This window comes from Paenibacillus auburnensis, from assembly GCF_927798115.1.
Lineage (GTDB): Bacteria > Bacillota > Bacilli > Paenibacillales > Paenibacillaceae > Paenibacillus_AQ > Paenibacillus_AQ auburnensis.
The window spans coordinates 142,218-159,477 of record NZ_CAKMMG010000009.1; the positions used below are offsets into that span (position 1 = coordinate 142,218).

The 17,260-nt window shown below is 52.0% G+C and carries 14 protein-coding genes; 2 read left to right on the plus strand and 12 right to left on the minus strand.

Going from position 1 to position 17,260, the window contains the following annotated elements; genetic code table 11:
* Nucleotides 1-104 precede the first annotated feature (104 nt).
* Nucleotides 105-1,352, plus strand: a complete 1,248-nt coding sequence (locus L6H70_RS23365) for a helix-turn-helix domain-containing protein (RefSeq protein WP_236336551.1) — start codon at nucleotides 105-107, stop codon at nucleotides 1,350-1,352.
* Nucleotides 1,353-1,424: 72 nt separating this feature from the next.
* Here the strand turns inward: L6H70_RS23365 and L6H70_RS23370 are convergent, their stop codons facing one another.
* The 7 genes from L6H70_RS23370 to udk all read right to left on the minus strand — a co-directional run bounded on the left by L6H70_RS23370 (nucleotide 1,425) and on the right by udk (nucleotide 9,468).
* The gene (locus tag L6H70_RS23370) at nucleotides 1,425-2,762 is read right to left on the minus strand and encodes a 6-phospho-beta-glucosidase (RefSeq protein WP_236336552.1); all 1,338 of its coding nucleotides are present in this window, start codon (nucleotides 2,760-2,762) and stop codon (nucleotides 1,425-1,427) included.
* A 6-nt stretch (nucleotides 2,763-2,768) separates the two neighbouring features.
* A complete protein-coding gene (locus L6H70_RS23375) occupies nucleotides 2,769-3,752 on the minus strand; it encodes an N-acetylglucosamine kinase (RefSeq protein WP_341482758.1) in 984 nt (327 codons plus the stop codon).
* A 382-nt stretch (nucleotides 3,753-4,134) separates the two neighbouring features.
* Complete coding sequence (locus tag L6H70_RS23380; RefSeq protein ID WP_236336554.1) at nucleotides 4,135-5,124, minus strand: LacI family DNA-binding transcriptional regulator; 990 nt, start codon at nucleotides 5,122-5,124, stop codon at nucleotides 4,135-4,137.
* Nucleotides 5,125-5,206: 82 nt separating this feature from the next.
* Nucleotides 5,207-6,595 carry an ABC transporter substrate-binding protein gene (locus L6H70_RS23385; RefSeq protein WP_236336555.1) on the minus strand — a complete coding sequence of 463 codons (1,389 nt, stop codon included), beginning with the start codon at nucleotides 6,593-6,595 and terminating at the stop codon, nucleotides 5,207-5,209.
* Nucleotides 6,596-6,650: 55 nt separating this feature from the next.
* The gene (locus L6H70_RS23390; protein WP_236336556.1) at nucleotides 6,651-7,532 is read right to left on the minus strand and encodes a carbohydrate ABC transporter permease; all 882 of its coding nucleotides are present in this window, start codon (nucleotides 7,530-7,532) and stop codon (nucleotides 6,651-6,653) included.
* A complete protein-coding gene (locus tag L6H70_RS23395; protein WP_423802878.1) occupies nucleotides 7,529-8,386 on the minus strand; it encodes a carbohydrate ABC transporter permease in 858 nt (285 codons plus the stop codon). Before L6H70_RS23395 ends, L6H70_RS23390 begins: the two co-directional genes overlap by 4 nt.
* A gap of 440 nt (nucleotides 8,387-8,826) precedes the next feature.
* Nucleotides 8,827-9,468, minus strand: a complete 642-nt coding sequence (udk, locus tag L6H70_RS23400; RefSeq protein ID WP_054943298.1) for a uridine kinase — start codon at nucleotides 9,466-9,468, stop codon at nucleotides 8,827-8,829.
* A gap of 231 nt (nucleotides 9,469-9,699) precedes the next feature.
* Between udk and L6H70_RS23405 the strand changes: the two genes are divergently transcribed.
* A complete protein-coding gene (locus L6H70_RS23405) occupies nucleotides 9,700-10,791 on the plus strand; it encodes a threonine aldolase family protein (RefSeq protein WP_236336558.1) in 1,092 nt (363 codons plus the stop codon).
* Between the two features lie 172 nt (nucleotides 10,792-10,963).
* On the opposite strand, the gene L6H70_RS23410 is transcribed toward L6H70_RS23405, so the two are convergent.
* Genes L6H70_RS23410 through L6H70_RS23430 form a run of 5 tightly spaced genes read right to left on the minus strand, consistent with a single transcriptional unit; the run spans nucleotide 10,964 to nucleotide 16,987 of the window.
* Nucleotides 10,964-12,277: a glycosyltransferase family 2 protein gene (locus tag L6H70_RS23410; RefSeq protein ID WP_236336559.1), complete on the minus strand. Its 1,314-nt coding sequence runs from the start codon at nucleotides 12,275-12,277 to the stop codon at nucleotides 10,964-10,966.
* A gap of 47 nt (nucleotides 12,278-12,324) precedes the next feature.
* A complete protein-coding gene (locus L6H70_RS23415) occupies nucleotides 12,325-13,869 on the minus strand; it encodes a lipopolysaccharide biosynthesis protein (protein WP_236336560.1) in 1,545 nt (514 codons plus the stop codon).
* Nucleotides 13,859-15,004, minus strand: a complete 1,146-nt coding sequence (locus tag L6H70_RS23420) for a polysaccharide pyruvyl transferase family protein (RefSeq protein ID WP_236336561.1) — start codon at nucleotides 15,002-15,004, stop codon at nucleotides 13,859-13,861. The genes L6H70_RS23415 and L6H70_RS23420 overlap by 11 nt, the downstream gene beginning before the upstream one ends.
* Nucleotides 15,001-16,047 carry a glycosyltransferase family 2 protein gene (locus L6H70_RS23425; protein WP_236336562.1) on the minus strand — a complete coding sequence of 349 codons (1,047 nt, stop codon included), beginning with the start codon at nucleotides 16,045-16,047 and terminating at the stop codon, nucleotides 15,001-15,003. The genes L6H70_RS23420 and L6H70_RS23425 overlap by 4 nt, the downstream gene beginning before the upstream one ends.
* Nucleotides 16,048-16,078: 31 nt before the next feature.
* The gene (locus tag L6H70_RS23430) at nucleotides 16,079-16,987 is read right to left on the minus strand and encodes a glycosyltransferase family A protein (RefSeq protein ID WP_236336563.1); all 909 of its coding nucleotides are present in this window, start codon (nucleotides 16,985-16,987) and stop codon (nucleotides 16,079-16,081) included.
* Nucleotides 16,988-17,260: the final 273 nt, after the last annotated feature.

Consider the following 17,260-nt stretch of genomic DNA (forward strand, 5'->3'; position numbering starts at 1 on the left):
TAACCACCCGGCTTTTTTTAATGGAATAACTCTTGAATCTGTCTTTACCGTTGTATAATAAAGAGAGCTTACTGCTGTACTTTAATGGAAAAGAGGACTTAAGAATGACTGAGGGGAAAATCATCAAGCACTACCGGGAGAAGCAGCAATTAACCCAACGTGAGCTTGGTCATGGGATTTGCTCAGTGACTCATCTAAGCAAAATAGAGCGGGGCATCACCGAGTATTCCTCCGAAATCATCGATTTACTGTGCGGGCGACTCAACATCAATATGGCTACAGAGATAGAACGTTTCCATATGACCCAGCGCAAGTTAAACGAATGGCATGATGCGATGGTAATGCAGCGGACGAAAGAAGCGGAGATCCTGAAGGAGCAGATAGAGCAGGAAACACTCAAAGATTTGCCCGATTACAAAATCCCGTATCCTCTGCTGTTGACCCGTTACTATTTATATAACAATGACTTGAAGCCTGCTTCCGGGCTTATCCGGGATATTGGAAAGGATGAATATGCTTCGCCCTACGTGCGCAACTATTTCAAGCATCTTCAGGGAATCTATTATTTTTTGTCGGGTAAATTCCTGGAATGTATCGGCGTTTTGACGGAGATTGACGAGCCGGAGTATACCGAACAGGAGTATTTCTATCATCTGGCGCTTGCGTATCATTCGATTCATTCCAATATTATCGCCTATTATTACGGGGAAAAAGCGCTGCAATATTTCCGCAAGACACTTAATCTGGTGCGGATTATCGATACCGAGACTCTTTTGCTGATTCAGCTGAGTGTGAACGAACCGCATTATTTCTCGATAGCGAAGCAATCTTACGAAAATCTGATCAAAGCCTGTGAGCTATGCGGCTCTATCGACCGCAAGTACAAGCTGCTCCATAACCTTGCCTTTGAGCATATGCGCCGGGGACTGTACGACGAAGCGGCAGACCTGTTCGAACAGGTGATGGAGCTGATCAGCGGGCCGGACCATTCGTTCTACCTTACTGTGCTTGACTGCTATATCACTTCCTGCATGGGCGCCAAGCGCCTTCCCGTGTCCGAATTGCTTGCATTAACCTATCAAGGGCTGACACTGGCGACAGAGCGTACAGACAACCGGGCGATTAACTTTAACCTGCTTATGTTGTCGTTGAAAGAGGATTGGCAGCCGTATTACCGTTATATTGAAGAGGAAGCCCTGCCGCATTTCCGCAGCAATGGTGACACCTACGCCATCGAGCGGTATGAGCGCAAGCTGTTGTCTTATTATCTCAAGAGCGGCGAACGCGATAAAGCACTGGATCTTTCGCTCTCCATGATTGGCGGCATGAGCAACGGGCTGGAGAATTATTGATGACCGATATAAAAAAAGAGACTTCCTCTATCGCAGAGTTGAATCTGCAAAGAGGGGGTCTCTTTGTTCATATTATTCAGCGGCAGCCGAAGCCGCTTCTTTACCGGCAAAAAAATTCGGCAGATACTCCCTGTTCGCCTCCAGCATTTCATCCAGCATGGTGATGGCCACCTCTACGGAAGGCACGAGCGGATGATGGGCGAGCGCCTGGATCGCCAGGCTGCGGTCGCCGGTAACGGCTGCGTCAATCGCCAGCTGCTCATACGTCTTCACGGCATGGATCAGCCCCTTAGCCATCGGCGGATTCCTGGTCAGCGGCAGCGGCAGCGGCCCGGTCTTTGTGACGACACAGTTGACCTCAATGCTGGCATCCTCCGGCAAAAAGCTGAGAATGCTGCGGTTCGCCACGTTCAGTGTCTGAATATCATTCGTGCCGTTATGCAGTGAGCGCATCAGGTTGACGGCGGCTTCAGAATAAAAGGCACCGCCGCGCTGTTCCAGCTGCTTCGGCTTCTCCTTCAGCTCCAAATTGCTGTAGATTTCGAACAGCTCTTCCTCAACGCGTTTGACCACTTCGGCACGGTTTGCACCCTGCTTGGCGGAAGTCAGCTGCTCTTCGAGCATGGCGTCGGTCATGTAGAAATATTTCAGATAATAAGAGGGCAGAGCACGCAGGGACTGCAGGAATTCGGGATTCCATTCCCGCGCAGGGACGTTCTTCGCGCTGTAGCCAGCCGTATCGGCCAGCATCTCATCCAGCTTGTCTTCACCCTCGACATCAATCCGGGTAATCCAGTGCAGATGATTAAGCCCGACGAACTCGGCATAAATCCGGTCCGGCGCGGCATTGTATTTCGCTGATACCTGCTTGATCAGCCCGATCGGCGCATTGCAGAGGCCGATGCTCTTCACCTTCGAGTATCTTAGTACCGCTTCAGTCACCATTCCCGCCGGGTTGGTGAAGTTCAGCAGCCAGGCATCAGGAGCGAGCTCTTCGATATCCCGGCAGATATCGAGGATTACGGGAATGGTGCGCAGCGCTTTCATCATTCCGCCCGGGCCGGTCGTTTCCTGGCCGATGACGCCGTATTTGAGCGGAATAGACTCATCGCGGGCGCGCGCGTCCAGCATGCCGACGCGGATCTGGGTGCTGACGAAGTCGGCACCGGCAATCGCCTCGCGGCGGTCAGTCGTCAGATGGACTGTAATCGGCAGACCCGATTCCTGCACCATCCGTTTAGCCAGGCTGCCGACGATGTTCAGCTTACGCAGGCCGGGCTCAATATCTACGAGCCACAGCTCAGTCACAGGAAGCTCTTTATGATGGAGAATGAAGCCTTCGATCAGTTCGGGTGTATAGGAAGAGCCGCCGCCGATCACGGCGATTTTGAGTCCTTGGTTAGCTGCCAAGATGAATCACTCCTGTCTGGTTGTTATCGGAATGGGTTCGAATTCTTGAAAGGTACGCATTTTGTCATAGATTTCACTGGTGATGCTGAGGCCGTCACTTTCCAGCGCAGACCATACCGCACCGACCACAGGCTCTGTGGTCAAGGTAACAACAGAGGCGTGCGGCGCGGCTTCGCGCACAGCCTGTTCAATCGGCCCGCGGATCCAGCCGCGGTCCCCCCGGGTCAGCAGGCTGCCGGCCAGCACGACGTCGAAGACGTCATGCTCCATGCCCAGCCTGCGGATCACGGCCGCTGCCGACTTGCCCAGCTCGGCACCCTGCCGGTGCAGGATGGCAAGCGCGGCTGCATCGCCCGCCGCTGCCGCCGGGAACAGCAGGCGCGCCGCATCCAGCGGCACGGATTTGCCATGGTCGAGGAAGTCGTTGTACATGTCTCCGACCGACTTGTAGCCCAGCAGCTCCAGCAGCGCTGCCGTCAGCAGGGTTGGAGCTTCGCGCCCGTCCCAGGCACGGATCACGGTGCGGAACACCTCGACATTCAGCGCGCCGCCGCCGCCGAAGTCGCCGTACATATAATCGAAGCCGCCGCACTGGAAGTGCTGGCCTTCACGGTTACGTCCTGCGGCATTGGTGCCGGTGCCGCAGATCAGGGCGACCCCGTATGGGCGGTTCGTGCCCGCCCGGAGGCCGATCATCGTGTCCCCGCCAATCGTATAGCTGCTGAATCCGATGCTGCGGACCAGCGGATGGAGGATGTCGTAGTCCGTCTTGCGGTCGGCTCCGGCGAGCCCGAGATAGGTATGCCTAACATCCTCAAGCCCGAGCCCGGCCTCCGCCAGTGCGGCAAACGCTGCTGCACGGATATTCGCGGCGGCTTCCTGCGCGCCAGTCTGGTGATTACCGTTGCCGCTCCTGCCCTTGCCGAGCACATTGCCCGCGGCATCGGTCAGCAGGGCATAGGTTTTACTTCCGCCCCCATCGATCCCCATATAGTAAGCCAATGGTCGTCACTCCTAAAGTTTTGTGAGCAATCCTTCATTGATGTGCGTGCTATTCCAATGAAGTGGAATTTCTCCTCTTATTTCTCCTTTAATCCATAGAATTGGGATGCTAGTAGGAAAAACTCCACTTTATTGAACCGAATTCGGCCCCGAAGGGATGGATGATCCGAAACAGATGGAGATTTTCCAGCTAATCATCGCAAATGATAAAAAACGGTGGAATTAGATGGAGGAAATCCAACTAATACTTAAACCGGGCGTTTGGCGTGCACGTCGTGTACTCGGGCAGTTGGACAGTCGTGTACTCATGCAATCGGACAGTCGTGTACTCGTGTACTCGTGCATTCCGACAGTCGTGCACCCGGGAAGCCTACTTCCCGGCAGTCGATTCCCGCACAATCAGCTCCGGATCAATCCGGATGCTGGCGCCCCGCTTCATATTGCCGTTAATCCGCCGCAGCAGCATATCGGCTGCGGCCAGCCCGATCTTGTCGGCAGGCTGGCGCAGCGTGGTCAGATGCGGGCGGAGCTGTGAAGCAATATAGTGGTCGTCATAGCCGACCACGGCCACCTCTTCCGGCACAGAGATGCCGGCCTCCATTAGGGCATTGATCAGGCCGAGCGCGATGTTGTCATCGCCGGCGAATACTGCCGTGGGCAGCTTCCCCTCCCGGAGCCAGCGTTTGCCCGTGTCATAACCCATGCCGATATCGAAATCCCCGTGTACAATTTCGAACGGCTCCAGCCCTTTCTCCTGCAGCGCCTGCAGGAAGCCGCTGCGCCGCTCGCGCGTGCTGCGGAACATCTCGTGCCCGCAGAGATGGGCGATGGAGGTATGCCCCAGCTCCAGCAGATGGCTGGCTGCGGCATAGCCGCCTTTGACATTGTCGATGGTAACCGAGTAGGCATCATTGCTCTCCTGCTGATTATCGATCAGCACATAGGGAATACCCCGGCGTTTCAGCTCCACGAGATAATTGTCTTCCTCCATCGGCGATAGCAGAATCAGTCCGTCTACCCGGTCCTCCTGGATCAGGTAATGATTGTCGCCGCCTTCCATACCTGTAGAGATGGAGATGGCCAGGAAATACCCGTGCAGCGCAAGCACCTCGTTCAGCTCTTTGACCACTGCATCGAAGAAGGAATCCTGCAGCGTCGTTACGATCAGACCGATAATTCCGGTCTTGCCGCTGGCCAGACTGCGGGCAGCCGCGCTCGGCCGGTAGTCCAGCTCCCTGATCGCATCGAGCACCTTCTGCCGGTTGTTTTCCCGCACGGATCCGGCACCGTTTAATACACGGGATACGGTAACAACGGACAATCCCGATTTTTTGGCTACATCAAATATACTTACTTTCATCTCCAGCGCTCCTTGCGGTGATTTTCCGAAGCTATAATACTACCTCCAGTATACAGGGTCGGGAAATGTTCTGCTAAAGGTGTTACCGCTTGATAATCTCGGTGACCTTGCTCTGAATGACCGGCATTACTTCCTTGAGTGATTTGTGGCCGGTCTCGACCGGCTGGAGCTCATTGATGAACATGTCGTTGATCTGCGAATAGTTGGTGATCAGATGGTTGTAGGATTCATAGCCGTATTTGACCGCACCTTCGTACACCTTTTTCACATCCGCAGGATCGATGCCGTCAAAATGCTTATAGTATGCTTCCGCTGCCTCGGTGTTCACCGGCGGGTTGCCGCCGCTCAGCTCGATGGATTTCTCCTGAACCTCGGTCGTCATCAGGAACTTGATCCATTCAAAAGCTTCCTTCGGATGCTTCGAGCCTTTTAGAATCAGCAGCGGGTCAACATACAAGGTGCTCCGCACTTTATCATTACCGCCCCATGGGACAGCGGCTACACCGATTTTGAACGGAAAATCATTCGCACCTGCCAGATTCCAGGAGCCGCCGATCGACATGCCGATTTTGCCGGCTACGAAGGGGTCGCCGTTCTGGCCCGCTACACTTTTGCTCCACTCGGAGGTAGGTGATACTTTGTCCTTAAAGACCAGATCGAATAATTTCTGGTAAGCAGCAATAACCTCCGGTGAGTCAAAATGCGTCTCAGAAGGTACGCCCCCGTTAGTCCACGTATCCTCAGAGTACGGCTCAGCTCCGAAATACAGCGGCCGCATGTCGCGTTCAGCCCAGGTAAAGTCAACCCCGTATTGGGTTTTGGTGATATCGTCCGACACTACAGTCATCTGTTTGGCTTCTTCGACCATTTTCTCAAACGTCCAGCTCTTGTCCTCGTAATCACTTGGCGGATAGGAGAGCTTCGCTGCATCGAACATATCCTTGTTGTACAGCATAAGCGTGACGTACATATTCACCGGGATGCCGTAGGTATGGTTATTGACCGTATAGATTTTCATCAGATTGTCCGGGATATGGTAATCCTCGGCTTTGAACCCGTCTTCGGCTATCAGGTCGGTCAGATCGAGCAGCATATCTTTGTTGTAATATTCGGCAAAACCGCCGTATCCGTAGTGGCTGGTGACATCGGGAGATTTGCCTCCGGCAATCAGGGTCTGCAGCTTGCTGTCGAACTGCTCGTAGGGCGCTTTTTCCACTTTGACCTTGATATTCGGATGCTCCTTCTCAAAATCAGGAATCAGCTTCTCGATGAAGGTGCGGTCCTCGGAATCAATCGTATAATGCGTAATCGTCACTTGTTCGTCTGAGCCGCCGCTGTTACCGGTGTTTCCGCTGCCTGTCGCCACATTGCCTGCCGATTTGCCCCCGCCGCAGCCGGACAAAGCCGCCGCTGTAGTCAACAATGCGGCCAGCAGCAATGCGGACCGTTTCCTCATGGTGTTCTTATTCATCCAGAATCCCTCCATCATTTCAAGAGTATTGGGCCGCTGGCAAGAGCAGCGGAGATTACTTGATGCCTGTAAGTACTATGCCTTCCACGAACTGCTTCTGGGCGATTGCGAACAGGGTGACAATCGGCACCATCGCCAGCACGGAGGCGACCATTAAAAGGTGCCACGGCGGGATACGGAACCGGGAGGAGGTGAGTGAGGCCATCCCGACCGGAAGCGTGAATTTGTCCGAGGAGCTCAAGTAGAGCACCGGGGTCAGGAGATCATTCCAGCTGTAGATAAAAGCAAAGATCGCCACGGTTGCCAGCGCCGGAGCCGAAAGTGGGAGTGCAATCGTCCGCCACATCCGCAGCTCGCCGCAGCCATCGATCCTTCCGGCGTCGAACAGCTCCTCCGGCAGTGTGGAGAAGAACTGGCGCAGCAGAAAAATGTTATACGCCGAGCCGAAGAAGGCGGGTACGACCAGCGGCAGGAAGGTGTCGATCCACTGCATTTTGGAGAAGAGCACGAATTGTGGAATCATGATCGCCGGATAAGGCAGCATCATTGTGCTAAGTAGCAGAATGAACCAGAGCTGGTTGCCTCTGCCGCGGTATCTGGCGAATCCGTAAGCGACCAGCGCCGAGGACAGCAGCGTGCCAATGACGGTGAGGACCCCGATAATCAGACTGTTCTTGTACAGCGTACCGAACTGCAGCGTATCAAAAATCTCTGTGTAATTGCTCCAGGCCCAGCTCTCCGGCAGAAAGGTCGGCGGAAATTTCAGCATTTCGCGCTTCGATTTCAGTGAGGTAGAGACCATGAAGAACAGCGGCAGCAGCATCAGAAAGGTTGTAATCAGCAGGGCTGCGAAGCTGGCGATCTTGACCGGGTCAGCCTTCCGGCGGTGTGCCAGGGATGAAGGTGCCCGGGAGCTGGCAGCTTTGACGATACTCATCGGCGTCCGCCTCCTTCATAGTGAACATAACGGTTAGACAGCTTCATAATGACGGCCGTGAACAGCATGACTACGATCAGCAGCACCCAGGCCAGCGCAGAAGAGTAGCCGGCGCGGTATTCCTTGAAGGCGCTGGTGTACAGATTGTAGACGTAGAACCAGGTGGAGTAATTGGGACCGCCCTGCGTCATGACAAATGCCTGGGTAAAGACCTGGAAGGAGTCGATCAGACCCATAATCAGCTGGAACAGCAGGACCGGGGAGATCATCGGCAGCGTAATATTTACAAAAATCCGCAAGCGTCCCGCCCCATCGAGCCTGGCGGCTTCAATCAGGCTGCCCGGAACACCCTGCAGTCCGGCCAGGAAGAGGATCATCCCTGCTCCGGCGGTCCAGAAGGACATGATAATGAGTGCGTATAATGCAGTGTCGGGACTCATCAGCCACGCCGGGCCGGGAATGCCGAACCAGGAGAGCATATAATTGAAGAGTCCGATCTGCGGGTTAAAGATCCAATACCAGAGCAGTGACATCGCCACCCCCGAGACCATGCTGGGAAAATACATCGCAGTCCGGAAGAACCCGCGCAGGGGAAGGGTCTGATTCAGCAGCAGCGCGAAGCCGAGGGCCAGAAGCAGCTGTACAGGTACACTAATGAAGGTGTATTTCAGCGTGACCGTTACAGACTTCCAGAACAGTTCACTGTCGAACATCTCAGTGTAGTTGGCCAGGCCGATGAACCTGGGCGGATGGATAATGTCATAATCAGTGAAGCTGTAGTAGAGTGAAGATAAGATGGGGTAAAGGGCGAAGACAAGGAAGCCGATGAGCCACGGCGATATGAACATGTACATGTAGAACGTCTGCCGCCGGCTTTCACTCTTAATCACGGTCACACCAACCTTTCATCAATAAAGTTTAAGCGCTTTAACTTTTGTTGCAAATAAAAGTCGGATAAGCTCGGTACTTGTTGGAATAAAATACATAAAGTTTAAGCGCTTAAACTTTATTATCATCCTGATGACAATATCATAGAGGATGGGCCGGGAATAATCAACAGTTATTTTTGATAATAAAGCGCTACCAGTCAATAAATATTACGTAAGCCTGTGTTTTTTAATGATTATTGATCCGCCAAGCCGATATAATTGCCTTTTATGTTAAGTATAATGACATTATTCTGGCATATTAAGCAGATGGTGTGATCAATTTCCCATAAAAGCGGACAAAGAAAAAGACAGCTGCCATGATTGCTCACAGCAGCTGTCTGTCCCAAACTTAAAACCGTTATGCCTTAACGTGTGCTTCCGTTCCACTGCTGATCGCCCGACAAATATTTCGCGGTCAATACCGACAATAGCTCGATGCCGACTTCATTTTGCCCGCCTTCGGGGATGATGAGGTCTGCGTATTTCTTGGATGGCTCAATAAACGCCTCGTGCATAGGTTTCACCGTTGTCAGATATTGCGTGTGGATCGAACGGATCGTCCGTCCGCGTTCCTCGATATCGCGCAGCACCCGGCGCAGAATCCGTACATCCGGGTCAGTATCAACGAATACCTTAATGTTCAGCTGTGTCCGCAGCTTCTCGTCGGACAGCACATGCAGTCCTTCCACAATAACAATGTTGTTGGGCTTCAGCTCAACGGTCTTGTCTGTAAAGCGGGCATGCGTGGTGAAATCATACACCGGAGCATAGGCGGCTTGTCCTGACTTCAGACAATCGAGATGCTCAATCAGCAATTCCGTGTCAAAAGCCAGCGGATGATCGTAATTGATTGCTCCGCGTTCTTCGAGGCTGAGATAGGAATGGTCTTTATAGTAGTTATCCTGAGATATGAACGTCACTTTGTCAGTTCCGAGACGGTTAATAACGGAGCGGGCTACCGTTGTTTTGCCGGAACCAGTCCCGCCGGCGATACCAATAATAAGCATGGTGTTGTAATAAACCTCCCTAAGCTATTGCCTTTGCAATTCCAATATTGTAGCACAGCGGTCAACTTATTTCACCTCGGATACCGGTACTAAAACGTGAATTTTTTAAAAAAATATAAGAAATTATAGGTTTTAAAGCTGTTTCTGCTTGGAATTTAGAAAATTGCCGTGAAATGTTATAATTTTAGAACATTGTTCAATTTAGCGTACCTGAGAGGAGAATTTGCCCTTATGCAAGAACAGATAACATTGATGGAGGCCTTTAACGGAGCAGAGATTCAATTAGCGGGGCACGGGAAACGGGATGTGCAGGTGCTGAAACAAGCATTTGCCGCTGCCGAAGGAAATATTGGCAGTGATATATACGGGGACGGCGCAGTCATCGAGGATTTCCAGGCGGAAATAGCAGGCGTTCTCGGCAAAGAATCAGCGGTCTTCTTCCCGAGCGGAACGATGGCTCAGCAGATTGCTCTCCGGATCTGGTGTGACCGCAAAGGGCTGAAGACTGTCGCCTATCATCCTTTGTGCCATTTGGAGATTCATGAGCAGGACGGGCTGAAGGAGCTGCATCATATCAAGCCGGTACTGCTCGCTGACAAGGACCGTCTGATTACGCTGGAGGATGTGCGGAATATTGGAGAGGATATTGCCTGCCTGCTTCTCGAGCTGCCGCAGCGTGAGATCGGCGGCCAGCTGCCGGATTATGCTGAGCTTGAAGCCATCTCCGCCTATTGCCGTGAGCAGGGGATTATTCTGCATCTGGACGGGGCCCGGCTGCTGGAGGTACTGCCGTATTACGGGAAGACTGCGGCAGAGGTCTGCGGGCTGTTCGACAGCGTATATATCTCCTTCTACAAAGGCATAGGCGGCATCGCCGGGGCGATTCTCGCGGGCAGCAAGGACTTTACAGAGGAGTCTAAGATCTGGAAGCGGCGGCATGGCGGCGATCTGATCAGCCTGTATCCGTATATTATTCCAGCACAATATTACTACCGGCAACGGGCGGGCCGGATGGCTCAGTATTACACAGAAGCCAAGGAGCTTGCGGCTCTGTTCAACGCTTGCGACAAGGTGTCTACGCTCCCGGAAGTCCCGGTGTCGAACATGTTCCATGTCCATTTTGCCCTGTCCAAAGAGCAGGCAGAGCTGATTCTAATCGAAGTGTGTGCGCAGACGGGTGTAGCCCTTGCCGCAAGGCTGAAGGAAACCGGAGCAAACTCCTGTTATTATGAGCTGAACATCGGCGATTTGTACGGCGGGATTTCCAAAACCAAGCTGAAAGAGACGTTCGGACTGCTCGATCAGCTGCTGAAGGAAGCTTAAATGATAATCCGGCATCTTCTGAATAAGGAGGGTGCCGGTTTTTTTGCTCTTGTCCTCTTATTTTCTTACAATATAACGTATTTTGATCTCGAAAAATTACATAAGTTACTAAAAAAGACACCCTAAGGGTGTCTTCTGTGTGAGCGATATGGAGCTGATCCGCAGCCGGCAGTTACCGGTTCAATAGCGTTCTTACAAAAGAAACGCGCAGCAGCTGCTTTTTCATCAGCTTGGTGCGGAACTCGCGTTTGAGCTGGCTGTAGGCTTTGGGGCAATGGGTGCTGGCCCAGCTGTACATGAACTTGAAATCGGTATGGCTTTTGGCCGAGTTCATCAGATAATACGAGATGGTGTCATAGACATTATGGTTGAACCACTCGTTCATTTCCGCCTTGCTGTAGCCGTAGCGTTCAATGGCCATGTTGCGGATCAGCCGCTTCTCCTCCAGATTCTCGATCAGGAAGGACTGGCTGAGATTGAAGGTAATGTTGTTGCCGTGGATCCGGTAAACTCCGGCAATCGTGTCGATAAATCCGGCATCGCCGATCAGCAGCGCGCGCAGATAGATCGAAGCGTCGTTGACCATGTTCATATTCAGGATATCCAGCGCCATCAGCGCTTCCCGCTTGAAGATGGTTGTGAGCGTGGAGGCGGGTTTGGGATAGTTTTTTTGCTCGAAATTTTTAAAATAGTCCTGCTTAGGCGTGATGCTGCGCAGTCCCAGGCTGGAGATTTTGAGCTGCTGCGTCTTGGAATATTCCATGAAGACATTCGCCGCGACAAAGGAGATCTCCGGGTGGAGCTTATGGAAGCTTACGGCCCTGCTGAAGTAGCTGGAGTCAATGAGATAGTCATCATCGTCCAGGAACAGGATGTACTCTCCGTTGCCGTGAGCGGCGAACGCCTTGCGCCGGTTGTTCCCCGGCCCCTGATTGGTTTCGCTGCGCATATAGATGACACGCGGTTCCTCCCCGAAGCTTGCTGCCATCATGGCATCCGTTCCGTCGCTGGAGCAGTCATCGATGACGGTGATTTCTTTATGGGGATAATCCTGGCGCAGAATACTGTTAATCGCCTGGTTCAGGAAGTCTTTTCTATTATATGTTGTGATAATCACGCTAATCTTGGGAAGGCTGGCCGGGTCGGCGGATGCTGTAGGCTGGCTCTCCGGTGCAGTTATCCGCAGCTTCTCAAGCCCGGACAGGAGCTCCGGGAACTCTTTGCCAGTGTCCGTATTGAACTGCTCCGAACAATAGAACTGCAGCGCATCCGCCGAGGCACGCCCTGACAAGTAGGCTTCAATGACTCCAGTTAACGTCTCCAGCGCATCTTTCTCCGCGTTATTGGCTGCTCCGCTGCTAATATTCCGGCATTTGGTGACGATGTCTTCGCGGGACAGCCCCCGTGCGGGCGGATGTTGAATATCGTTATGGAGCTGATGCAGTAATCGGTAGCCGGCCTGATGCAATCCTTCGCTGTGATCCATATTCAGCCCTCCTAAAGGTATGGTTCTTGTTTAAAAAGTTATTACAGTTAAGCCTCGGCTCTTTGCCCCGCCGCAACCTTGCGCTTAAGCCGCAGCTTGGTGAGGGCGCTTTTGGCGTAACCCCAGGCGTAGCGGGAGACTTCCCGCTCCATCATGGAGCCGATTAGGAAATAGAGGGGCAGGATGATAATACCCAGCAGCACGCTCCACAGAATGACGGTGGTGTACGAGGTCATTTTGATATCGATGAGGTTAGCTGCAAAAACAATAGCGGCGAACACAGCGACATTGGTCAGCCAGCGGCGGAAAGTCACCCAAGGGCTGCGCTCCAGCAGTACTCTGTTGGCATAGACGATAATATCGATCGAACGGTATAAGAGCGCAGCGATCGTGCCCATCAGCACGCCGTAAATGCCGAAGAAGATCACGAAAATAACCGAAGCCCCCAGGTTGATCGCCGATTCGAGAATCGAACGGAACTGGGTATTGCGGAAGTGTCCGGCGATCGTAATCAGATTGTTGGACGAGGTCCGGGCATTTGTCAGCAGCTTGATGACCACGAACAGGACCGGAAGCCAGAAATTAATATAGTTCACATCGTTGACCCCGGCGGTGTACAGGCGCATGAACGGTAGAATTACAATGTACACTACGGTCAGGATGGAGAAGATCAGGCCCATGAAATATACCTCGTAGGCATCGTAGAACTTTACAAAAGCCTCTTTGCCTTCATGATAGCTCTGCCCCAGCGCGGATTTGATGCTTCCGTTCACCGTCTGGACGATGTTGTCGACAATGGTGAAGATCATATTGTACATCACGTAGATGCTGACAATTTTCAGGTTGGTGAAGATCGTCAGAATCAGCACATCCGTATTGCGGAAGACGAGATAGGAGATTTCATGCACCATAACCGAGTTTTTTTGCCCGATGGCAGCGAAGTCCGGCTTCTGGTTCAGATCAATCCACTTATAATGCTTCCGCGAATAGTAGTAGAACGCAACGATCTGCAGCAGCGTCAGCACGAAGAAGGAGGCCTGCACGGCGATAATGTTTACACCCTGCAGCAGCAGGATGATCCGCACCACATTGTTGAGAATGTTCGCAATCGTGACGATAGAGGTCTCTACATAGCTTTTGCCCTCGGCGATCAGCAGGATGCGGAATTTACCCTGAAAATAATAATTGATCGCTCCGCCAAGGCCTGAGAAGAGAATAATCGCCATAATCGCTATACCGCTGATCTCCGAATGGATAACAAGCGGATAAATGACGGCCAGCAGGACAACAGAGATAAAATAATAAATCCCGGTTTTTTTGTAGTAGCTGGACGAGGCAGCGAGTATCGAATTGATATGCCCGCGGTCACCCGCGGCAATAGGCTTATAGAGGGCCTGCAGCGAAGCTGCGCCGATTCCGGCTTCAAGCAGGGCGAAATAGCTGATAATCTGCACAATTGAGGCGATCAGACCGTTCGCTTCCGAGCCGTAGTTGACCATAATCAGCCGCGGGATGAAGAAGCCGAGAATAATGGTGATCACCTGGCTGGCAAGACCGAAGCCCAGGTTCAGCATACTCCGTTTAGCTTTCATAGCTGCGTCTCCCTTCCAGGGCAAACGGTGCCGGAGACAGATAGGCGTCCAATTGTTCGAAATGCTTCTGGGCCTGGTTGGCCTGTAAAGTCACATCGATTGTATTCGTGGCCATGCTCTCATAGACCATTTCCGGAGTAAGCTCCGCCAAATGGGCGAAATCCGTATATTTGCCGTCAAAATAGGCGTCCTGCATGACGTTGATCATTTTTTTGCTGTAGGCGATCGGGAAGACCGGTTTGCCGAAGACCCAGCCGAGAATCATCGCATGGAATCTGGAGGCGACGATAAAGCTGGCATCCGATAGCGCCGCGAGAATGTCATCAATATCTGTTTTATAGAGATGCACATGGGTCTGTCCCTGATACTCAGCGGGGATGAGGCCAAGAATATGCGTAATCGCCTCCTGGTCACCCTCGTGCTGGCAGAACGACATGAAATGCACGGCATAGCCCTGCTGAATGAAATGGATTGCAACATCTTTCATTTTTTCATAATAGAGGTCGTCAAACCCTGTTAAAGCCTTGGAGGAGGGCTTGATTACTGAGATCGCAATCGTCCTGCCTTGGCCGCCGTTCTTCTCCGCTGCGGGTTCAGCACCGTCATATTTTAGCTGGAAAATAATATCCGGAGCCATCCGCACATTGTCCAGATCCTTGAACAGATCATAGGAGTACTGCTCTCTGAAGCAGACGTCTGTATATTCCGGGAACACCTTCCGGTAGTGCTGGACATATCCCTCATCGGTAAACGGGCCGAAATTGGCGCCCATGAGATAGTAAGGTTTGCTCTTGTTGCGGACATCCTCGGCAGCAGCCACATATTCCGCCCAACCCTCGCCCTGCATAAAAATAGACCCGCCGATATGCACGGTTCCATCAGATTGATCCCCGAGCAGCCTCTGCACAAAATTAGGATGCAGCTTCAGCTTGCGGAAGACATAGTTAACGCCCCGGAACAGCACGGAATCGGAAGCATAGACCTTGAGGTTCTTAATGTCCTTGAAGACCAGCTTGTAAAGACGCGGAGCAATAATCATAAAGCGGGTATCCGGGTAACGTTCGCAGAGTACCTTAATGAATAAATCGTCGCCGAGGTTGAACTCTGTATATGCGTAGATCATCATCTTCTTCATATCTTAATTTCCTTTCTAGAAATCACGGTTTTGAGCTTGTGTTTGAACTGGATCCAGCTCCGGTCTAAGCGGATCAACCGCGCGTATAAAGGCGGGGAAATTAAGAAGGCCTTGATGTGCAGGGCAAGCTGCCGGTCATCTCCCTGGTAGTGCTTCATAATCAGCTTCATCTCCTGGGGTAATCCGGGATAAGCGCGCCCGATATCTTCAAGCAGGCTGCGGATATCCGCTCCGGTAGTGCCGTTCAGACAGGTTTTCAGGTTGTAGAAATAGTTCTCGGTCATTTCCCTGTTCATCAGCAGCTCCGATATAGCGGCGGCTTCACTGAAGGGATGGGCTCTGAAATATTCATCCACCCGTTTAAAGGCAGCGACCACATCGAACTTGCTTACATTATACGTACCGGTAATGGAGGAAGTCCGCTGTACATAATAAGACAGAACCTCCGGGATAGAGACTACCCGTACAGCTCTGGATAAGGCTTTATAGATAAACTCCTGATCCTCGCCGTTTACACAGCGCTCCGTATAGAGGATGCCGTGATCAAGCAGGAAGCTGCGTTTGTAGGCAATGCTGCCGGTCCAGATTCTCAGGCTTTTGTGCATAAAAATACTCTGCAGTGCTTCGCTGCCCGTAGTATCGCTCGCGGCAGAAGTGAAGCTTACTATCGTTGACTGATCCTCACGGACCAGGTTGTAGCCCCAGCAGATCACGTCCGGCCCGGCAGAGCTGACGATCCTCCGTACCAGGCTGCTGTCGGCATAATCATCTCCGTCCAGGAATAGCACATAATCCCCGGCAGCTGCGGCTAGTCCGGTGTTTCTGGCGGCGCTGACGCCGGCGTTGGCTGTGCGGATCAGCTTGGCCTGAAGACCGGGATACTGCTCCAGGAAGCTGTTCACGACCGCATAGGTCCTGTCGGTAGACCCGTCGTCGACCAGAATCACTTCGAACCGCTTCTCGCTCTGCTCCAGGAGTGAATGCAGCAAGGGCGTTACATAATGCTCTAAATTGTACATAGGAACTACAATACTTACACTCATGCGGCTGCTCCTTTCCTGAAGCGGAAGTGGTTTAACGGGCCGTCTGTCTGGAGAAAATTTCCCTCAGCCCTTTTTTGTAGCCTCGGATAGCGGGGAAATTCTTCTTGGGCTGCTCCCGCAGAATGAGATAGAGCGTGGTCCAGATCAGGGCAAGGTAGCCGATCGGCCCCGAACGTTCGTCTTTCAGCAGATGTACATGGTTAAGCACCCTTGTATAGGCCACGTCCTCAAGATTGTCCCTGGAGGCTGGAGATTCGTGGTGCAAGAGTTTCAGTTCAGGATTGATATAGAGAGGTCCGGTCCTGCGGGCGATTCGGGACATAAGAATATCTTCGCCGACACTGTAGCTTTTGAGCCAGGGGACAGGCTGCAGATCGCGGATGGCCTCTTTTTTGAAAGACATGTTGCATCCGTGCTGGAATTCGGTCTTGAAGATTTTCCTCGCTTTGTGCCAGTTGTACATGGATCCGGCTTGGCCGCTTAAGGAGAGCTTGCCGCTCGAGAGAGATTGCTGGAAGGACAGAAGGCAGCGGATGGTGCCGAGGAAACTGTTGCGCATTCCGATGGCGACGCCGCCGACTCCTGCACAATTCGGATGATCGAGGTAGGTTTGGTATAAAGTGGCCAAATAATGACCGGGGATTTCGACGTCATCGTCGAGGAAGAGGATTTTATCCATGGTGGACAGCTCCACAGCCTTGATCCGCGACATCCATAGTCCCCGGTCTGTCGTTTTGCTGAAGTAAATCAGGGGATAACCGCTGGCAGCGAGTAAAGCCTCATATTCGTTCAATACTTCTTTGGGTATTTCACCGTCGTCAATAATAATGACTTCTATAGGGTAGGTCTGGCCTATGCTTTGCTTAGTTATAGAATGAATGCACCGTGTCAGGTCCTGTACCCGGTTCCTTGTGCAGATAGCCACTGACAATCCTTGCATATACTCCACTCCCTTATCCAATTCTCCCATCTTATGTCTATAAATCTCACTTGGGATTATAAGCTAACTTAAGCTTACTATTGGCATCAAAAGGTTGTATATACTACTTTAGTTTACTTATTGGATATCACCGGCAGCAACGAAAAGAACGAAATCAGTAAATTTTTTTTGTATTTAACAATAAATCCTATTAATTCGACATAAACTGCGCTACTTAAAAATCCGATATATTAAATTATAAGTATTTTTACAATAAGGAGGATAGGGACGTTA